16 protein-coding genes are annotated in these 14,376 nt (G+C 48.1%); 3 read left to right on the top strand and 13 right to left on the bottom strand.

What is annotated here, in order from left to right; translation table 11 throughout:
* The 4 genes from ACN0R8_RS11575 to ACN0R8_RS11590 all read right to left on the bottom strand — a co-directional run bounded on the left by ACN0R8_RS11575 (position 1) and on the right by ACN0R8_RS11590 (position 3,586).
* Positions 1–246: a YeaC family protein gene (locus ACN0R8_RS11575; RefSeq protein WP_078320062.1), complete on the bottom strand. Its 246-nt coding sequence runs from the start codon at positions 244–246 to the stop codon at positions 1–3.
* Between the two features lie 209 nt (positions 247–455).
* The gene (locus tag ACN0R8_RS11580) at positions 456–1,331 is read right to left on the bottom strand and encodes a rhomboid family intramembrane serine protease (protein ID WP_417597570.1); all 876 of its coding nucleotides are present in this window, start codon (positions 1,329–1,331) and stop codon (positions 456–458) included.
* A gap of 376 nt (positions 1,332–1,707) precedes the next feature.
* A complete protein-coding gene (locus tag ACN0R8_RS11585) occupies positions 1,708–2,715 on the bottom strand; it encodes a metallophosphoesterase (RefSeq protein WP_417597572.1) in 1,008 nt (335 codons plus the stop codon).
* Positions 2,702–3,586: an NAD(+) kinase gene (locus ACN0R8_RS11590; RefSeq protein WP_078320060.1), complete on the bottom strand. Its 885-nt coding sequence runs from the start codon at positions 3,584–3,586 to the stop codon at positions 2,702–2,704. The genes ACN0R8_RS11585 and ACN0R8_RS11590 overlap by 14 nt, the downstream gene beginning before the upstream one ends.
* Before the next feature lie 239 nt (positions 3,587–3,825).
* Here ACN0R8_RS11590 and ACN0R8_RS11595 point away from each other — a divergent pair, with 239 nt between their 5' ends.
* The gene (locus ACN0R8_RS11595) at positions 3,826–4,875 is read left to right on the top strand and encodes a DUF1853 family protein (protein ID WP_417597574.1); all 1,050 of its coding nucleotides are present in this window, start codon (positions 3,826–3,828) and stop codon (positions 4,873–4,875) included.
* Here the strand turns inward: ACN0R8_RS11595 and ACN0R8_RS11600 are convergent.
* On the bottom strand, positions 4,840–5,493 hold the full coding sequence (locus ACN0R8_RS11600) for a LysE family translocator (protein ID WP_417597576.1): 654 nt from the start codon (positions 5,491–5,493) through the stop codon (positions 4,840–4,842). The genes ACN0R8_RS11595 and ACN0R8_RS11600 overlap by 36 nt on opposite strands.
* A 98-nt stretch (positions 5,494–5,591) precedes the next feature.
* A complete protein-coding gene (locus tag ACN0R8_RS11605; protein WP_417597578.1) occupies positions 5,592–6,110 on the bottom strand; it encodes an outer membrane beta-barrel protein in 519 nt (172 codons plus the stop codon).
* A 274-nt stretch (positions 6,111–6,384) separates the two neighbouring features.
* Here ACN0R8_RS11605 and zntR point away from each other — a divergent pair, with 274 nt between their 5' ends.
* Entirely contained in the window at positions 6,385–6,828 is a 444-nt protein-coding gene (zntR, locus tag ACN0R8_RS11610) for a Zn(2+)-responsive transcriptional regulator (RefSeq protein ID WP_417597580.1), read from the top strand.
* A complete protein-coding gene (locus tag ACN0R8_RS11615) occupies positions 6,815–7,918 on the top strand; it encodes an SO_0444 family Cu/Zn efflux transporter (RefSeq protein WP_417597582.1) in 1,104 nt (367 codons plus the stop codon). Before zntR ends, ACN0R8_RS11615 begins: the two co-directional genes overlap by 14 nt.
* Positions 7,919–8,038: 120 nt before the next feature.
* On the opposite strand, the gene ACN0R8_RS11620 is transcribed toward ACN0R8_RS11615, so the two are convergent.
* From ACN0R8_RS11620 to ACN0R8_RS11650, 7 genes are all read right to left on the bottom strand, one after another.
* Positions 8,039–8,713 (bottom strand): class II aldolase/adducin family protein, encoded by a 675-nt coding sequence (locus tag ACN0R8_RS11620; RefSeq protein ID WP_417597584.1) that lies wholly within the window; start codon positions 8,711–8,713, stop codon positions 8,039–8,041.
* Between the two features lie 67 nt (positions 8,714–8,780).
* Positions 8,781–9,425: a histidine phosphatase family protein gene (locus ACN0R8_RS11625; protein ID WP_417597586.1), complete on the bottom strand. Its 645-nt coding sequence runs from the start codon at positions 9,423–9,425 to the stop codon at positions 8,781–8,783.
* A gap of 21 nt (positions 9,426–9,446) precedes the next feature.
* On the bottom strand, positions 9,447–10,235 hold the full coding sequence (locus ACN0R8_RS11630; RefSeq protein ID WP_417597588.1) for an adenosylcobinamide-GDP ribazoletransferase: 789 nt from the start codon (positions 10,233–10,235) through the stop codon (positions 9,447–9,449).
* Positions 10,225–11,316: a nicotinate-nucleotide--dimethylbenzimidazole phosphoribosyltransferase gene (gene cobT / locus ACN0R8_RS11635; protein ID WP_417597590.1), complete on the bottom strand. Its 1,092-nt coding sequence runs from the start codon at positions 11,314–11,316 to the stop codon at positions 10,225–10,227. Before cobT ends, ACN0R8_RS11630 begins: the two co-directional genes overlap by 11 nt.
* Before the next feature lie 109 nt (positions 11,317–11,425).
* Positions 11,426–12,790: a Dyp-type peroxidase gene (locus ACN0R8_RS11640; protein WP_417597592.1), complete on the bottom strand. Its 1,365-nt coding sequence runs from the start codon at positions 12,788–12,790 to the stop codon at positions 11,426–11,428.
* 34 nt (positions 12,791–12,824) lie between these two features.
* Positions 12,825–13,832 (bottom strand): 1-aminocyclopropane-1-carboxylate deaminase/D-cysteine desulfhydrase, encoded by a 1,008-nt coding sequence (locus ACN0R8_RS11645; protein WP_417597594.1) that lies wholly within the window; start codon positions 13,830–13,832, stop codon positions 12,825–12,827.
* 10 nt (positions 13,833–13,842) lie between these two features.
* Positions 13,843–14,301 carry a YaiI/YqxD family protein gene (locus ACN0R8_RS11650; RefSeq protein ID WP_417597596.1) on the bottom strand — a complete coding sequence of 153 codons (459 nt, stop codon included), beginning with the start codon at positions 14,299–14,301 and terminating at the stop codon, positions 13,843–13,845.
* Between the last annotated feature and the right edge of the window lie 75 nt (positions 14,302–14,376).

Genomic DNA, 14,376 nt, shown 5'->3' on the forward strand with positions numbered 1-14,376 from the left:
TCAATGCATTATTTTAATAATGTCGGTGTGTTCTTTATCACTTTCACATTGATCTTCCATAAAACCTACTCGATCCTGAGCCGGCATATCATGCTGAATTTCAAACAGAATCACGGCTTCCATACAGAGCTCAACCTGCTCTTCTGTCAGGCGAACACCGTTCGGCCATTTACGCAGCTCTACTGCCTGACGTAGGCTGGCGTAAATTTCCGGAGTCATATTCTGAATCATATCTTGCAGGGTCATGGGGGAGCTCCATAATCAGTAAGCAGCCGCTCATACGTAACAGCCGAAGTTAATACAGGGATTATATCGTATCTGCTGGTTTCAGGTGTTGCAGATAACAGCTTAAAAATACGCAGAAATTTAACATTCAGAGCGCCAAACCCGATCTCAATTCAACAAAGGCACTCCATCAACAAGAGTAATTATTACTAATATAAGAGTGCCTATTACTAATAAGAGTGCCTATTACTCCGACCTTTACCGAGGAGTTTAACACTTACCAGGGCCCATATGCTGCCAGAAACCAGGCCTGCCACATGGGCGGCGTTGGCAACCCCGCCAAAGCCCAGCATCGATGCCCCTCCCACAAGACAAAACACCAGCCAGACTAAAAGTATAATAAACACCGGTTTGCGGATAAAAAACTGAGGGCGGGCAGCAAAACGATCCCAAAACCAACAATACCCCAGCAAGGCGTAAACAACACCAGACAAACCTCCGAAAAGAATATCCCCCGCTATATACTGAGCCAGGTTAGCGATAATACCACTGACCAAAAAGAGCACGGCAAGGTGTCCACTTGATTGCTGACGCTCAATCAAACGCCCCATCTCCCAGACCCATAAACTATTAAAAATCAGATGCATAATGCCAAAGTGAAGAAAAGCCGGTGTGATCAGCCGCCAGATTTCCCCGCCCTGAAGCGTAGACCATAAAGGTAAATAGGCCAGCCCACGGTTGACCTGCTCAAAGGGTACAATGGTGAAATGGGCTAGCCAGTTTGGGTTTGGTTCAAAGCTGATCAGTGCTGTCAGTAACCCGCTTATAAGTAAAATTATCGCGGTCAGGGGCCACTGTTTCATCGACATCAGACCTTTTCTGAGCCCATCTGAGTAATCTTTCTCAGGTTCAACTGTGTAGGCCAGAGTGCCGCTTTGCCAGTCCTGCACCAGCGCCAGCAGTTGAGGGTAGTCTTTAGGATTAGCCAGAAAGATCTCCTGTTTCGTATCCCCCTGACGGATTTGATGGCCAATCTTTCGCACCCATAATTCGCGACTTAATTCAGCCAAATCTTTATCCGTTGGCAGTTCCAGTACTTTTATCATAAGAACCTCTACATCAGAAAACAGGCATAAAAAAATCCGGCAGCATGGTACGTGCTGCCGGATTAACTCGCTGGAGGAACATCCTGTCACTCATCTTACTTTGCTTTTCGAAACGGGCTTACTCAGTGAGCAAGCTCTATTCAGTAAAGCAAGGCTCAAATCACTCGACACAGGCAAAATGGAACCTACCCTCCTGTACCCATAAACCGGCACCGTAGGCATATAACCTCAGTCGACATCATGAACCTCAGGTTACGAGAACAACCGATGCTCAGAAAGTAACCATACTCTTAGTATGCGTCCATTTCTTAAAGTTCCAACCTCTTGCAGGAAAATACTCCACAAAGATGATCTTAAAGCAGCTCTTTGAAACCTGCTAACCCTGCCTTTCTCCGTTCTCATCGCGATCAACAGAGATCCAGACAAAGTTACGGGCATCCAGCTGAGTCTCGCCACTGTAACGATAGCAGGCCAGCTTGCCATATTTCACAGCACTATAATCAAGACAGGCTATATTCGGTGTAACAAGGGCCGGCACACCTTCACACCAATAATGGCCAATAAACAGAGGACGTTCGTCATGGGCATAATGCAGCAAGGCGGCTTTCTCCTGCTCACTCAAAGCCCGGTCTTCAAGATTTCCCGGCAAGTTATCCGGCTGAAAAATCACATCACCATATGTTTTAGGATTCTCTGCCCAAAAATGAGTACGAAAGGTCCTGCGGGTAAAACCATCACCTCCATGGATTTCTATACCTTCGGGCAGACGGATATGACTTCCCCGTGTAAGGTGCTCCATTAGGTGAAAGCCAAAACTTCCCGGCTGAACAGATTCGATTAATAAGTCATAAGTGATCTTGTCAGTAGAATATTCATCCCGAAGTCTCTGTATTAATCTTCTGTCCCAACTGGCATGTACCACGCGAAAGGCTTCAGATTCAATATAAAGAGGTAAGGTTCTGAACCAGTCAAGATAAAGCGCCCATTCATCCTGAGCACCGGCAAACTGATCCAGGGTTTCCCTGATTAATCGGGTATGGCGAGGGTTGTGGCTGCGCAGATAATCATCGGCAAAACCTTCAGGTGCAGGGGTGCAGTACGTCAGAGCATTATGTTCGTGGTTCCCCATAATGCAGACTGCTTCACCAGCCTGAACCATGCTGTAAACCAGTTCAAGAGACTCCCGGATACGAGGCCCCCGATCGACAATATCTCCAAGAAAAATAATCTTACGCTCGGGGTGCCGCCAGGTACCATTGCTCTTGCGATAATCCATTTGTAGTAAAAGGCGTTCAAGCGTGCGGGCGCAACCATGAATATCGCCAATCAAATCGTAGCCCGAAGCATCAGGCAGGCAAGTAAAATTGGTGTTACTGATCGCCAAAACTACTACTCCAGCCCAACTTTGTTCGGCAAATTTCGTAAAAATTATGATCTACAGGGTGAATCAGTCGCAGCTTATACGGACGCTTTTTAACATAAAGAACATCGCCGGGCTTAGTGACTAGATGCGTCTGACCATCACAGCTGACATGTGGGTAGGCTTCGTTATCTTCAGCAATGATAATTTTCACTTCACTACTGCCATCAACGACAATCGGGCGGCTACTTAGTGTGTGAGGGAACATAGGCACAAGCACAATAGCATCCAGTTTTGGATGCATAATCGGCCCACCACCAGACAGGGAGTACGCAGTAGACCCAGTCGGAGTAGAAACAATTAAGCCATCTGAGCGCTGATTGTAAACATACTGGCCCTCAATATAGAGATCGAATTCAATCATGCGGGCTGACTTACCCGGGTGCAGTACCACATCATTCAAGCCAACAGCGTTACCGACAGGCTCGCCGTTACGGTAAACCTCAGCATCCAGCATAAAGCGGGTTTCAGTAATATACTGGCCATCCAGTACTTCGCCAACACGCTCTTCGAGCTCGTTCGGTGAGATATCGGTTAAAAACCCTAGCCGGCCGCGGTTTACCCCTAAAACCGGCGTATTGTATTTTGCAATGGCACGGGCAGCACCCAAAAGGCTGCCATCGCCACCAACGACAATAACCAGATCGCTGACTTCACCAATCAGTTTACGACTGACTTCCTGTAGACCATGGCCCGGCATTACTTCGCCAACCTGGTCTTCAATAATGATGTGCAGATCCCGTTCTTGCAGGTAGCGGATCAGCCGCTTCATTGTGTCCACAACCTTAGTGCTACCCAATCGCCCGATTAGGCCAATATTTTTAAATTGTTCCATCTGCCGTCTTATGATTCGTTTGGTGTGGATGTAAGCTTTCCAAAAAAAGAAAAGCCGGTTATAGCCTGGCAAAAACCCGGTACTTACATACTCTGTAAGATATTCTCCGGAATGCGGAGAAGATATACAACATCCGATATACTCGGAATAAAGGATCAACTATCACCAGAATTTGCTGCAGACCGTCCTAAAAGCACCGACGAATACCCAAAAGCAACGACTACTAAGTAAGAGATGCCATGTACTCACCGGAAATATTTCAGCATCAGGCGGTCAGAGATCTGGTCTGGCTATTAACCACGCAGCAACTGTGCCATTGTACTGCAGAAAGCTGGCAAATACCCCCTCCTGACTGGGATAGCTTAATACAGCTTGATCAATGTCCAAAAACTATTGAGGCCTATTTATCCGGGGAAAAAGCTCAGCGTTTAGGCCATTATCACGAACAGTTATGGCTGTTTTATTTCCAGCAACACCCTGATTTGCAGTTGCTAGCCAATAACCTGGTCATCCAGGGAGAGCAGCGCACACTAGGTGAGTTTGACATTCTGGTTCTGGATCACAGAGACGGGCTGATCTGGCACCTGGAACTGGCAATTAAATTTTATTTAGGCACACAAACCGGCTGGGGATCACCTGAAAAATGGAGTCACTGGTTAGGCGCTGCCTGTCAGGATAGCATGGAGCACAAGTGGCAGCGGCTTTTCACACAACAGCTGACCCTGTCTGAAGATAAGGAAGTACGTCGAAGACTATTAGAACATACGGACAAAAATGGCGTAAATCTTATACCTGATCGATCCAGTGCTTTAACTCGGGGCTGTCTTTTTTACCCTGGTTCTCCCACGGAAGACGCATTACCAGAGCCTGAGGCCATGCATCCAAATCACCAGAAAGGCCAATGGATCACGCTGCAGCAATGGCTAAAACAAAAAAAACAGCGCACAAACTATCAGTGGAGAATCTGCCGTAAACCTCACTGGATGGCACCTATTGTGGCACCGGAGTGGCTCTCAGAAACAGCCCTCGCCGAGAGGCTGGTCAACGAGCTAAAACCTTCGCCGGAAGCCACAGAGACAGGGATAGATGTAACCGTCAGAAAGAAAAATAAAAAGCCACAGATGGGTGCTGAAGGCATATTATTGGAAAACCGCTCAGGAGAGCGGCTTTTTGTTGTTGCCGATAACTGGCCCGGCTATCTTCCGTTGCCTTGGTGTAGGCTACAACGGAATAATATCAACGCTTCAAATACACTACCCTTGGGAAGCTGTAGCCAGTTTACCAGCTAATGCAATCAGAGCGACACCTGTCACACGCTCAATCCAGTGGCTAATTTTTCTGAAGAAAGCACGAACCTGACCACGGGACAGAAACAGGGCTAATCCAACAAACCAGAGCCCGGTCATCACCGTCATCCACGCCCCGTAAAACCCTTGAATCCAGACGGGAGTTTCCGGGCTGATCACAACAGAAAACAAAGACACAAAAAAGAGCGTTGCCTTAGCATTCAGTACATTGGTCAGAAAACCCAGACGCCAAGCTTTCCAAGCCGTTGCAGCATTTACATCACGGTCCTGGCTAATATCATCTACAGACTCTTCATCGGATGGTTTTGCTTTCAGGCACTGCCAGCCAACCCATAACAGATAGGCCGCACCTAAAACTTTAAGTACCGTAAAGGCCGTAGTTGACTGAGCAATCAGAATACCAAGCCCCAACAAAGAATAGGTAACGTGAACCAAAATACCACTACCTATTCCAACAGCGGTCCAGACACCTGAGCGACTACTGGCACAAAGGCTTTGACGTAAAATAACCGCAAAGTCAGGGCCCGGGCTTGCAACAGCCAAAAAATGTACAACAACAACCGTTAAGAATTCCGGCCAATATAAAAATAACTCAGACACAAATCCTCTCCTGAATTTAATTCGGTAATTAACTTCTGCGTCATAAAAACAAAAAGAGCCAGCAAGGCTGGCTCTTTGAATAAATAACCAGCGTTATATCAGAAACGAACACCAAAACCGATATTAATAGCGTCCAGTGACTCGTCATAACTCATATAGTCAGCATTAAAATACCAATCCCGCCATAAGGTCAATTCAGCTCCACCGCCGTATGAGACACTTTTTACGTTCTCAACAACACCGGCATTATCAAACTGTGACGCAGCAAACCCTACTAAGCCCTTAATTTGAAGCCTGCCCAATGGCAGGGCACCACGGGCATAAACTCCAACAGAGTACTCATGGGCACCATCACCAATAGCCAATTGGGTTTCCGCAGATACAAACTCTTCGAAACGCTGCCCAAATGTCAGTCGGGTAGAGTTACCGGAGTCGGTAGCTGTTCCGCTATAACTGTAGCTCATCATATCAATGCCAGCATAAGTATAGGACTGCTGATAAACATCAACTCTCGGGTTGCTATCGGCCGTCTGACGATAAACCGGAGCCGCTTCAGATGGAATGGAAGCTAAAGTAGCCGCAATGGCTAGGGTACTGGCGATGATACGATGCTTCATCGATTAACCTCTGTTTATATTCTTATATCCCCGGCAGGTGTAGCCTGCCGATTTGGTTTTAGATTAACACAATTATCGGCAATCATAAGCCTCACTTAAACTCAGATAACCATTTTTTCCCCGGACGATCCTGAACATAAGAAACATAAAAAGCACACATTCAGATACTGGTCAGCCTCTACTTCTTATGACACCGGCACATCTTACCACTCTCACTTGACCCTATAGTTATCTATAGGGTTTATAATTCTGGAAAAATGAAGAGGTCAGTCAGATGTCCGGTTCTTATAAAATTGGTTCATTGGCAAAAGCCAGCGGCGTTTCAGTGGAAACCCTGCGTTTTTACGAAAAGCAGGGACTACTCCCTGAGCCTAAACGTTCGGAGTCAGGCTATCGCCTATATCCGGAAAGCGCCCGGAATCAGGTTGAGTTTATTCTGCGGGCCAAAGCCGTTGGTTTTTCCTTAAAGGATATTGCGGGACTTCTGGACCTGGAGGTCAACCGGGAACAGGAAACCTGCCAGACCGTAAAGCGTTTTGCTGAAGAGAAGCTAATGGAAATCGAAAATAAAATTCAGGAGTTACAGCAGATGCGCACTGCGCTGAAGCAGATTACCGATGCCTGCTGTGGCGGCCCCTTACCGGCAAGCCACTGCACAATTCTTACTGCACTCGCTGATGGCCACCCTGATAAGGAAAAACAGCATGCTACTTATTGAAAATTTCTACCTTCTTTTCCTTGATGCGGCCCCCTGGCTATTGGGGGGCTTGGTTGTTGCCGGCTTGATTCATAGTTTTGTCTCTACAGACACACTCGCCCGACACCTTGGGTCTGACAGCGTTAGCGCAACTGTAAAAGCCGCCCTTTTTGGTGCGCCCTTGCCTTTATGTTCCTGCAGCGTTATTCCGGCAGCAATAAGCCTCAGGCGCAGTGGTGCATCCAAAAGTGCAACCGTATCTTTTCTGATTGCCACACCGGAAACCGGTGTCGACTCTGTACCCGTTTCTTATGCACTATTGGGGCCTTTTATGGCAATTATCCGGCCTATTGCCGCCATTATGAGTGCTATAACCGCGGGCCTGATGACATTAATATTTTGCGATGAACCGGATCAAAAGCAGTCAGAGAACAAAAACACTGAAACAGCAGGCGGTTGCTGCAGTAAAAAAAGCAGCTGTTCTTCCGTTAAATCCAGTGAACCGGTACAAAAACCAAGTGTGTTGAACCGTTTTATTCAGGGACAACACTATGCCTTTGTCGACATATTTAACGATATGGCTGGCTGGCTTATGGTAGGCCTTATATTAGCAGCAATGACACTGACCTGGGTGCCGGAGCAGTTTTTGACTCAGTGGGGCAGCGGTTTTACCGCAATGGCAGTCATGGCGCTGGTAGGTATTCCTATGTACATTTGCGCTACTGCATCAACGCCTGTTGCAGCGGGTTTATTACTGTCCGGAATATCCCCCGGTGCTGTACTGGTGTTTATGCTGGCGGGACCTGCTACCAATATGGCAACTCTGGGAATTGTTAAGCGGGAACTGGGCGGCAAGGCGCTTGCCTGTTATCTGGGCGGTGTTGTTAGTATTGCGTTTATCTCCGGGTTAACCACTAATGCTTTGGTGCGCTATTTTAATATTGATATTAACGCCCAACTTGCTGCCAGCGAACATTTGTTACCGCAGTGGCTGATGATGATATCCGCCCTGGCTCTTGTTGCTCTGATTATCAACTATGCACGGAGCAAGCTACCCAAGCGAACTAACTCGGCTGGTTTAGGACCAGATACAGCATCAGCTAAGCAATAAAAAGAACATTATTCTCAATCTGAGCCCCGTACCAGCAAACTCACCGGTATGGGGTTCTTAAACAAAATACTATCCGCACAAAAAAACCAGCAGGCGATAAACTGGAAAGCCGCCAAGCCATCAGAAGTACTGGCTACCAGCAGGGTGCTCCCCTGTCTCAATTGCATCATTCAGCTCGAATGTTCTGGCCCACTGAAAAGTATTCAGCATAGCCATACCTGCTTCATTCATATCTCGGCCAAAACTGACTACGCCATCTTCATGGCCCGCCATCGCGAATACAGTGTTGAGCGAAAGCAGTCCCTGCCGCCAGATATTTTTAACCGCCTGGGCCATTTCAGGTGTGCCATAAGGCACATCAGCCGGAGTTTCAGCCATCTGAAGCCGCGCCCGATTCAACCAAATCTCAGGACTGTGTACATGAATAACCGCCTGAATGGTGTCATCCAGCGCATAAACCGTACCATGGGTCAGAGCTTCCGAAGAAGGCTTCACGGGACCTTTGGCAATAATATGATTGGTTAAGGGATTGCAATACTCGACCAGCGCGTAATGCTCCGGTGACAACTGTTCCACCCCTCCGGTCTGGGTGCCACTGATAATAAATCCATCCCCATACCGAATACTGATATTGCCATACCCCAAACCACCATATCGCCCTGGGTTCTGGCCGATCAGCTCCAGCTGAAAAAGAGTCAGCCGCCACTGCTGAATCGCCTCAAGGGGCTCGGGCAAGCAAGGCTCAGTCTCGGTGTAATCCAACCGATATTTTATAACCCCTTCACGCTCAGTCATTCAGATTCCTTAAAGCTTGATCGACGAATTTCATTTGTAATTATCAGCCCTTCTATCCACACATCAATCAGGTGAAGCTTGCCGACAAAGCCTCTGCAGACAGATTTAAACCCTTAAGCTGCCATAAGTCAGAACCTTCCTGGTAGCCTCCTGCAATATCTTCCAGCCAGCTTTGCCTGAGCCAGACTCCTTGTTGGTAATCCAACTGTATCACCAACTGTTGCTGAAAAGGGATCTGTAGCACATGCCCCAGCACAATACGGATAACCCCCAGATGAGCCACCAAAATCCCCCCAGTTGCCTGCTGCTGCCAGTCATGAAAAGCCGCCAGCACTCTTTGCTGCATAAGGTTTGCAGACTCCCCTCCGGGAAAAGAGAAATTGAGCAGATTCTGCTGCCAGCGCTCAACATTGTCACGGCCTATATCCTGCCAACTCAGTCCTTCCCAGTGCCCAAAGTCCAACTCCTGCCAGCGATCATCCAGATATGGTGATGCACCAGCACCACGGCACCGAGCAATATAACGGGCAAGTTCAGATGCCCTCTGTAACGGGCTTGAAATTACAGGTAGGTCACAACTGTGGCCCAGCTTCTGCCAGGCGGATGATGGTCGCTCCTCCGGAGGAAGGTCTGTTGCCCCATAGCAGATCCCTGCATCAACCTGAGGCTTAAGATGACGAATCAACAGGTAGTCACAGGTCTTCGTTATCATGAAAATTTTCCCCGAATCACATCAGCTCAAAGTAGCAGCGAGGACCAGATAGATACATGCCTCTGCTAACTGCTGTGCACCACCGAGACAGTCACCGGTATAACCCCCGATCCGCCGTAACCAGTACCAACGGAGCAACACATACAAAAGACACAGTATCAGTAGCAGAATGACCGAGTGCAGAATACTGAGAAATAAAAGACCGGATAAACCGATAGCAGCGATAAACGCTAACTCCTTGAGCGTCAACGGATCATTATGACCGGAAAGTTTCCGATCAGCCTCATCGCGGACATAGGTCAAACCATACATAAAGCTAGCGGAGAAACTGCGACTCAAGGTATGTCCCAGAACAATAGCGTAGGCCACCCGCTCAACGGGTACCAGATGAAGTGCTGAAAGCTTAACGGTCAGCATCAAACCTAAGCCCAGAGCTCCATATGTACCTATACGGGAATCTTTCATAATGGCGAGCACTTGCTCTTTCTGCCAGCCACCACCAAAACCATCACAGGAATCCGCAAAGCCATCCTCATGGAACGCACCTGTGAGCAAAATACCGACAACGGTGCTCAGCAGAAGTGCTAACCAACTGCTATGCCAGATAGTGTAAAACCCGAGGAAAGAGAGCGCACTTAAGCCACCGACTAAAATACCGATCACAGGCAGAAAGCGCGCAGCACGACTCAGTTGTAGCGCTTCATCCGGTATCTTTTTCCATATCGGTATGCGGGTAAAGAGAACAGCAGCAGCAAGCAAAAGCTGCCACTGAAACCGCCAAAAATGACCGGTTTCAGAATCAGTTGCCATTTCCAGCGCTCTTGCCTTTTTCACCTGCTGCCACAGCTTCACCACTGACTCCGGCATCGGCAAACGAAGCCATCTCATTCAGAAAAGCAACAGAGGAAGCGATCAGTGGATAAGCCACAGCAACACCACTGCCCTCTCCCAGGCGAAGGTCAAGCTGCAACAGTGGCTGTACATTCAGATGCTCCAGCATCTTACAATGACCACTCTCATCCGACTGATGCGTAAATACACAATAATCCAATACATCTGGATACAGAGCCTGTGCGACCAAAAGAGCGCTGGTAGCAATGAAACCATCCACCAATACCAACATGTTTAACTCTGCAGCTTTTAACATGGCGCCACACATCATCGCGATCTCAAAGCCGCCGAAACGGGCCAAAATCCGCAGAGGATTATGGTCTTTATTACCACCATTGTCCTCCAGATAACAGGCTGAAGCCTGCTGCAGGATCGCCAGCTTTTTCAGAACGCCTTTTTCGTCAAGCCCGGTACCCCGACCGACACACTCCACCAGAGGAATTCCTGTTAATTGATGCATTAACAAGGCTGCGGAAGACGTATTACCAATTCCCATCTCACCAAATCCCACAACATTGCAGCCTCCGGCCGCAACACGAGCCATCTGGTCAGCGCCGCGCTGAAGCGCCTGCTTAACCTGCTCATCGGTCATGGCAGCGCCATTAAGATAACTGGCTGTGCCACGGGCAATGCAGGCATCATACAACTTAGGATGCTTTGGCAACTCCCCGGAAACTCCTGAGTTAACTACTTCCAGCTCAATATCATGCTGACGACAAAACACATTAATTGCAGCACCACCATTCAGAAAATTCAGCACCATCTGAAGAGTGACCTCCTGAGGAAAAGGGCTGACACCTTCGCGAGCAACACCATGGTCGCCCGCAAAAACTAACATATGAGGCCGTTTTAACTCAGGCGTCAGGCTTTGCTGAATCAGACCCACTTTGAGCGCAACCGATTCCAGCTGTCCAAGAGACCCTGGTGGCTTAGTTTTGGTATCAATTTTTTCCTGTAACTGTACGGCCAGTCGCTTGTCTGTTCGTGAGATAGAAAACATAGAGGGTCTCAGCTTATACGCAGGCTGAACACAACCTGTCCTGTATATTAAAAAAAGAAAAAGACCTGCAAAACAGGCTGACTCATCAATAGCACCCGATCCGAAAGAATCAGTCGTCGTCCTTCAAACCTTTTTTGCCCTCTTCTGTCAATGTCCAAGGCAACCCAGGCTGCTGCTTGAGATTCTTCTGGGAGTCAGCCTGCGGGTCCTGCTGCTGGTCTTCGTCATCATCCAGCATCGCCTGATAGAAGCTAGCGGAGTAGTGGCGGGTACCAGTATTGGTTGGGGTAATCGTTTTAACTTCCGGTACGGCATCCTGATCCGATGCTTTTTTATCAGCGTCTGAAGCCGTGTCCTGCTTTTGCTCAATATCAGGATCCACGGAGTTTAGAGCATCGGGCTGAACAAAGGCTTCACTTAAAGGTGTATAGGCTAACTCGGAACGGGTGGAGTTCAGCTCAGCTTCTTCTTCTGCCAGTTGCTGAGCTTCTGCTGCAGCTTTCTCTTTCTTCAACTGCTCAGCTTCTGCCGCCGCACCAACATACTTAACCAAAAAATCCCGGGAAGGTGCAAACAAAGCAGCCCCTGTTACCGCTTCGGTATACTTCAGCATATGGTCATAATGACCATGGGCATCGCTATAAACCATACTGGCCAACATACGGGTAAAGTTGTCTGAAAAGCGGCAATAAGAGACAAAATACAGCCCCTGAGCACTCAGATTCCCATAGGGCATGCTCTGGCGGAGAATCTCAATTGCTTCACCTTCCTCATCTTTAATGCCTGTACGCTTGATATGAGATGTCAGTGGCTTGGCATCACCTTCAAACTCAATATTATCCGCCTTGCTTCGCCCAAAAACCTGCTCCTGCTCTTTAACAGAAACCTCATTCCAAATCGGCATATTGTGGACATAGCGCTGAATATGAACATAACTGCCGCCAGCAAAAGACGGATCCTCATGACCAACCAGTGCCACTTTAGCCCGCTCTTCACCCTGTGGGTTTTCAGTTCCATCAACAAAGCCTGTCAGATCGCGGCAATCCAAATAACGAAATGTCGGGATCGCTTCCTGAAGATTGGCTATCTCCCCTAACATGCTGTCGATACGGCGCGCGACAATAAAGTTGATATCATGTCGATCAGAGCGAATCTGGAAATAGAGATCACAAGGTGTTTCCGGAGCAAGTCGGCTGCCCTGCTTCATTTCAGGAAAAGGTTTCAGAGCAACCGGTCGTCCTTGTGGATAAAGTCGATCCCATGCATCAGAGCCGATGGCGACAACACCATTAAGGGAAGGTACATCGAAAACCCGTGAACATTCATCAATCATCGCGGGAAATCGCGCAACCATATCGCGAATCAGGGGTAAGAGATCATCATCATGGCTTAGGGTATACGTGATATAAAAACCAAATTGATTTGATTCTGTCAAAATGCCGGACTGAACATTTTTTAGGGATTGATCCTGCATAACCTTGCCTTCTCCTGTAATCTCAACCTGACCATTATGCCATGGCTTCACTTAATCCATAACCTCGCCGCCCCTGAAGGCCCCCACTGTGTATCAAGAGTATCCTACAGCCTTTCCTGAACTCTCCGGCCTGAAGTGACTGCCAGAAACGACAAAAAAGTTTTCCGGTATAAACCGGGTCCATAGGCAGAGACAGGCCAGGGTTATGAACTTCAATCTCAGCACTCAACTGAGCCATCTGCTGTAGCAGGCCGGACGAAACTTTGGCATAACCCCCAAAATGGCCATCAAGCAGCAATTCCCAGTTTTTCTTTTCGATGCCACAACGACTATCAGAAAGTAGGCGATCATCAATATCACGAATCAGAAATTCACCACCTTTTAAAACGGGCACACCAATAATCCGGTAATCTTTTTTTCGTCCCGCAATCAATCCCGCTAGTGTGCCGCCAGTCCCCACGGCACACCAAAGCTGATCCGGCTGCCAGTTTCTTCTTTCACATTCGCTTTCTAACTGGTGAGAAAGTTCAGTAATGCCAGGGGCAGCCAAAGCACTGCTACCACCTTCAGGAACAACGAAATAGCCTGGGTAACCAGCAGTTAGGCCCTTCAACCAATCTAGGTTATTTCGTAGTCGATAGTCTTGTCGGTTTATAAAGTGCAGTTGAGTGCCCCACATCTTTAAATCCTGCAGCATCGCGCTTTTAGTCGCCAGCTCCTGCTCGCCACGAATCACAGCAACGCAGGGAAGCTGCAAAAGATGGCAGGAATAAGCCAAAGCATGAAGATGATTGGACCAGGCACCGCCAAAAGAGAGAATGCCGGTCGCCCCCTGCTCCAAAGCGGCTTTAAGATTATATTTCAACTTGTAGGCTTTATTACCGGATATAACAGGATGAACGTTGTCTGTACGCAAAATACAAAGTTCAACCTGCATCTCCGTCAACAGAGGGTGTTGCAGTGACTGCAGCTCCGGCTCCACAAGGCAATCCAGCCACACCTGAAACGGCTCTCCCTGCGTGGGTGTGCTTAAAGGATACATTTCCGGCACTTTACTCGGTAGGTTTCACATGCTTTGCCAGAAATTTATCCAGCGCATTACCGAATTCCTGACGGTCACGGGGCCCTAAAGCAGCAGGCCCCCCCGTCTGAACACCACTACTGCGCAGATCTGACATAAAATCACGCATCATCAGGCGCTCACGAATATTATTCTTTGTGTACAGCTCCCCGCGGGGGTTCAGTGCATGGGCATTTTCTTCAATCACCTCTGCTGCCAAAGGGATATCTGCTGTTATCACCAGATCACCGGGATCAAGGTTCTGTACTATATAGTTATCTGCAACATCAAACCCGGGAGGTACCTGAACAGCCCGAATTTTACAGTTTGGTGGCACGGTTAATGGTTGATTCGCAACCAGGATCATCGGCAGATCCAGACGCTGAGAGGCCCTGAATAAAATATCTTTAATTACTTTCGGACAAGCGTCCGCGTCTACCCAGATCTGCATAGTTACCGCCCATATCAAAACAGTTATTTAAATTTCTGCATTATAAGGCAGCGAACTCATACTGACGAATAGAGG

Source organism: Oceanospirillum sp. (assembly GCF_048265165.1).
In the GTDB taxonomy this organism is placed as follows: Bacteria; Pseudomonadota; Gammaproteobacteria; order Pseudomonadales; family Halomonadaceae; genus Oceanospirillum.

Excerpts from the sequence above, each read along its gene's own strand:
- ACN0R8_RS11580 (WP_417597570.1), bottom strand. The coding sequence starts at position 1,331 with ATGATAAAAGTACTGGAACTGCCAACGGATAAAGATTTGGCTGAATTA.
- ACN0R8_RS11640 (WP_417597592.1), bottom strand. The coding sequence starts at position 12,790 with ATGCAGGATCAATCCCTAAAAAATGTTCAGTCCGGCATTTTGACAGAA.
- ACN0R8_RS11650 (WP_417597596.1), bottom strand. The coding sequence starts at position 14,301 with ATGCAGATCTGGGTAGACGCGGACGCTTGTCCGAAAGTAATTAAAGAT.
- ACN0R8_RS11615 (WP_417597582.1), top strand. The coding sequence starts at position 6,815 with ATGCTACTTATTGAAAATTTCTACCTTCTTTTCCTTGATGCGGCCCCC.
- ACN0R8_RS11630 (WP_417597588.1), bottom strand. The coding sequence starts at position 10,235 with ATGGCAACTGATTCTGAAACCGGTCATTTTTGGCGGTTTCAGTGGCAG.
- ACN0R8_RS11625 (WP_417597586.1), bottom strand. The coding sequence starts at position 9,425 with ATGATAACGAAGACCTGTGACTACCTGTTGATTCGTCATCTTAAGCCT.
- ACN0R8_RS11590 (WP_078320060.1), bottom strand. The coding sequence starts at position 3,586 with ATGGAACAATTTAAAAATATTGGCCTAATCGGGCGATTGGGTAGCACT.
- ACN0R8_RS11575 (WP_078320062.1), bottom strand. The coding sequence starts at position 246 with ATGACCCTGCAAGATATGATTCAGAATATGACTCCGGAAATTTACGCC.
- cobT (WP_417597590.1), bottom strand. The coding sequence starts at position 11,316 with ATGTTTTCTATCTCACGAACAGACAAGCGACTGGCCGTACAGTTACAG.
- ACN0R8_RS11620 (WP_417597584.1), bottom strand. The coding sequence starts at position 8,713 with ATGACTGAGCGTGAAGGGGTTATAAAATATCGGTTGGATTACACCGAG.
- ACN0R8_RS11645 (WP_417597594.1), bottom strand. The coding sequence starts at position 13,832 with ATGTATCCTTTAAGCACACCCACGCAGGGAGAGCCGTTTCAGGTGTGG.
- zntR (WP_417597580.1), top strand. The coding sequence starts at position 6,385 with ATGTCCGGTTCTTATAAAATTGGTTCATTGGCAAAAGCCAGCGGCGTT.
- ACN0R8_RS11595 (WP_417597574.1), top strand. The coding sequence starts at position 3,826 with ATGTACTCACCGGAAATATTTCAGCATCAGGCGGTCAGAGATCTGGTC.
- ACN0R8_RS11605 (WP_417597578.1), bottom strand. The coding sequence starts at position 6,110 with ATGAAGCATCGTATCATCGCCAGTACCCTAGCCATTGCGGCTACTTTA.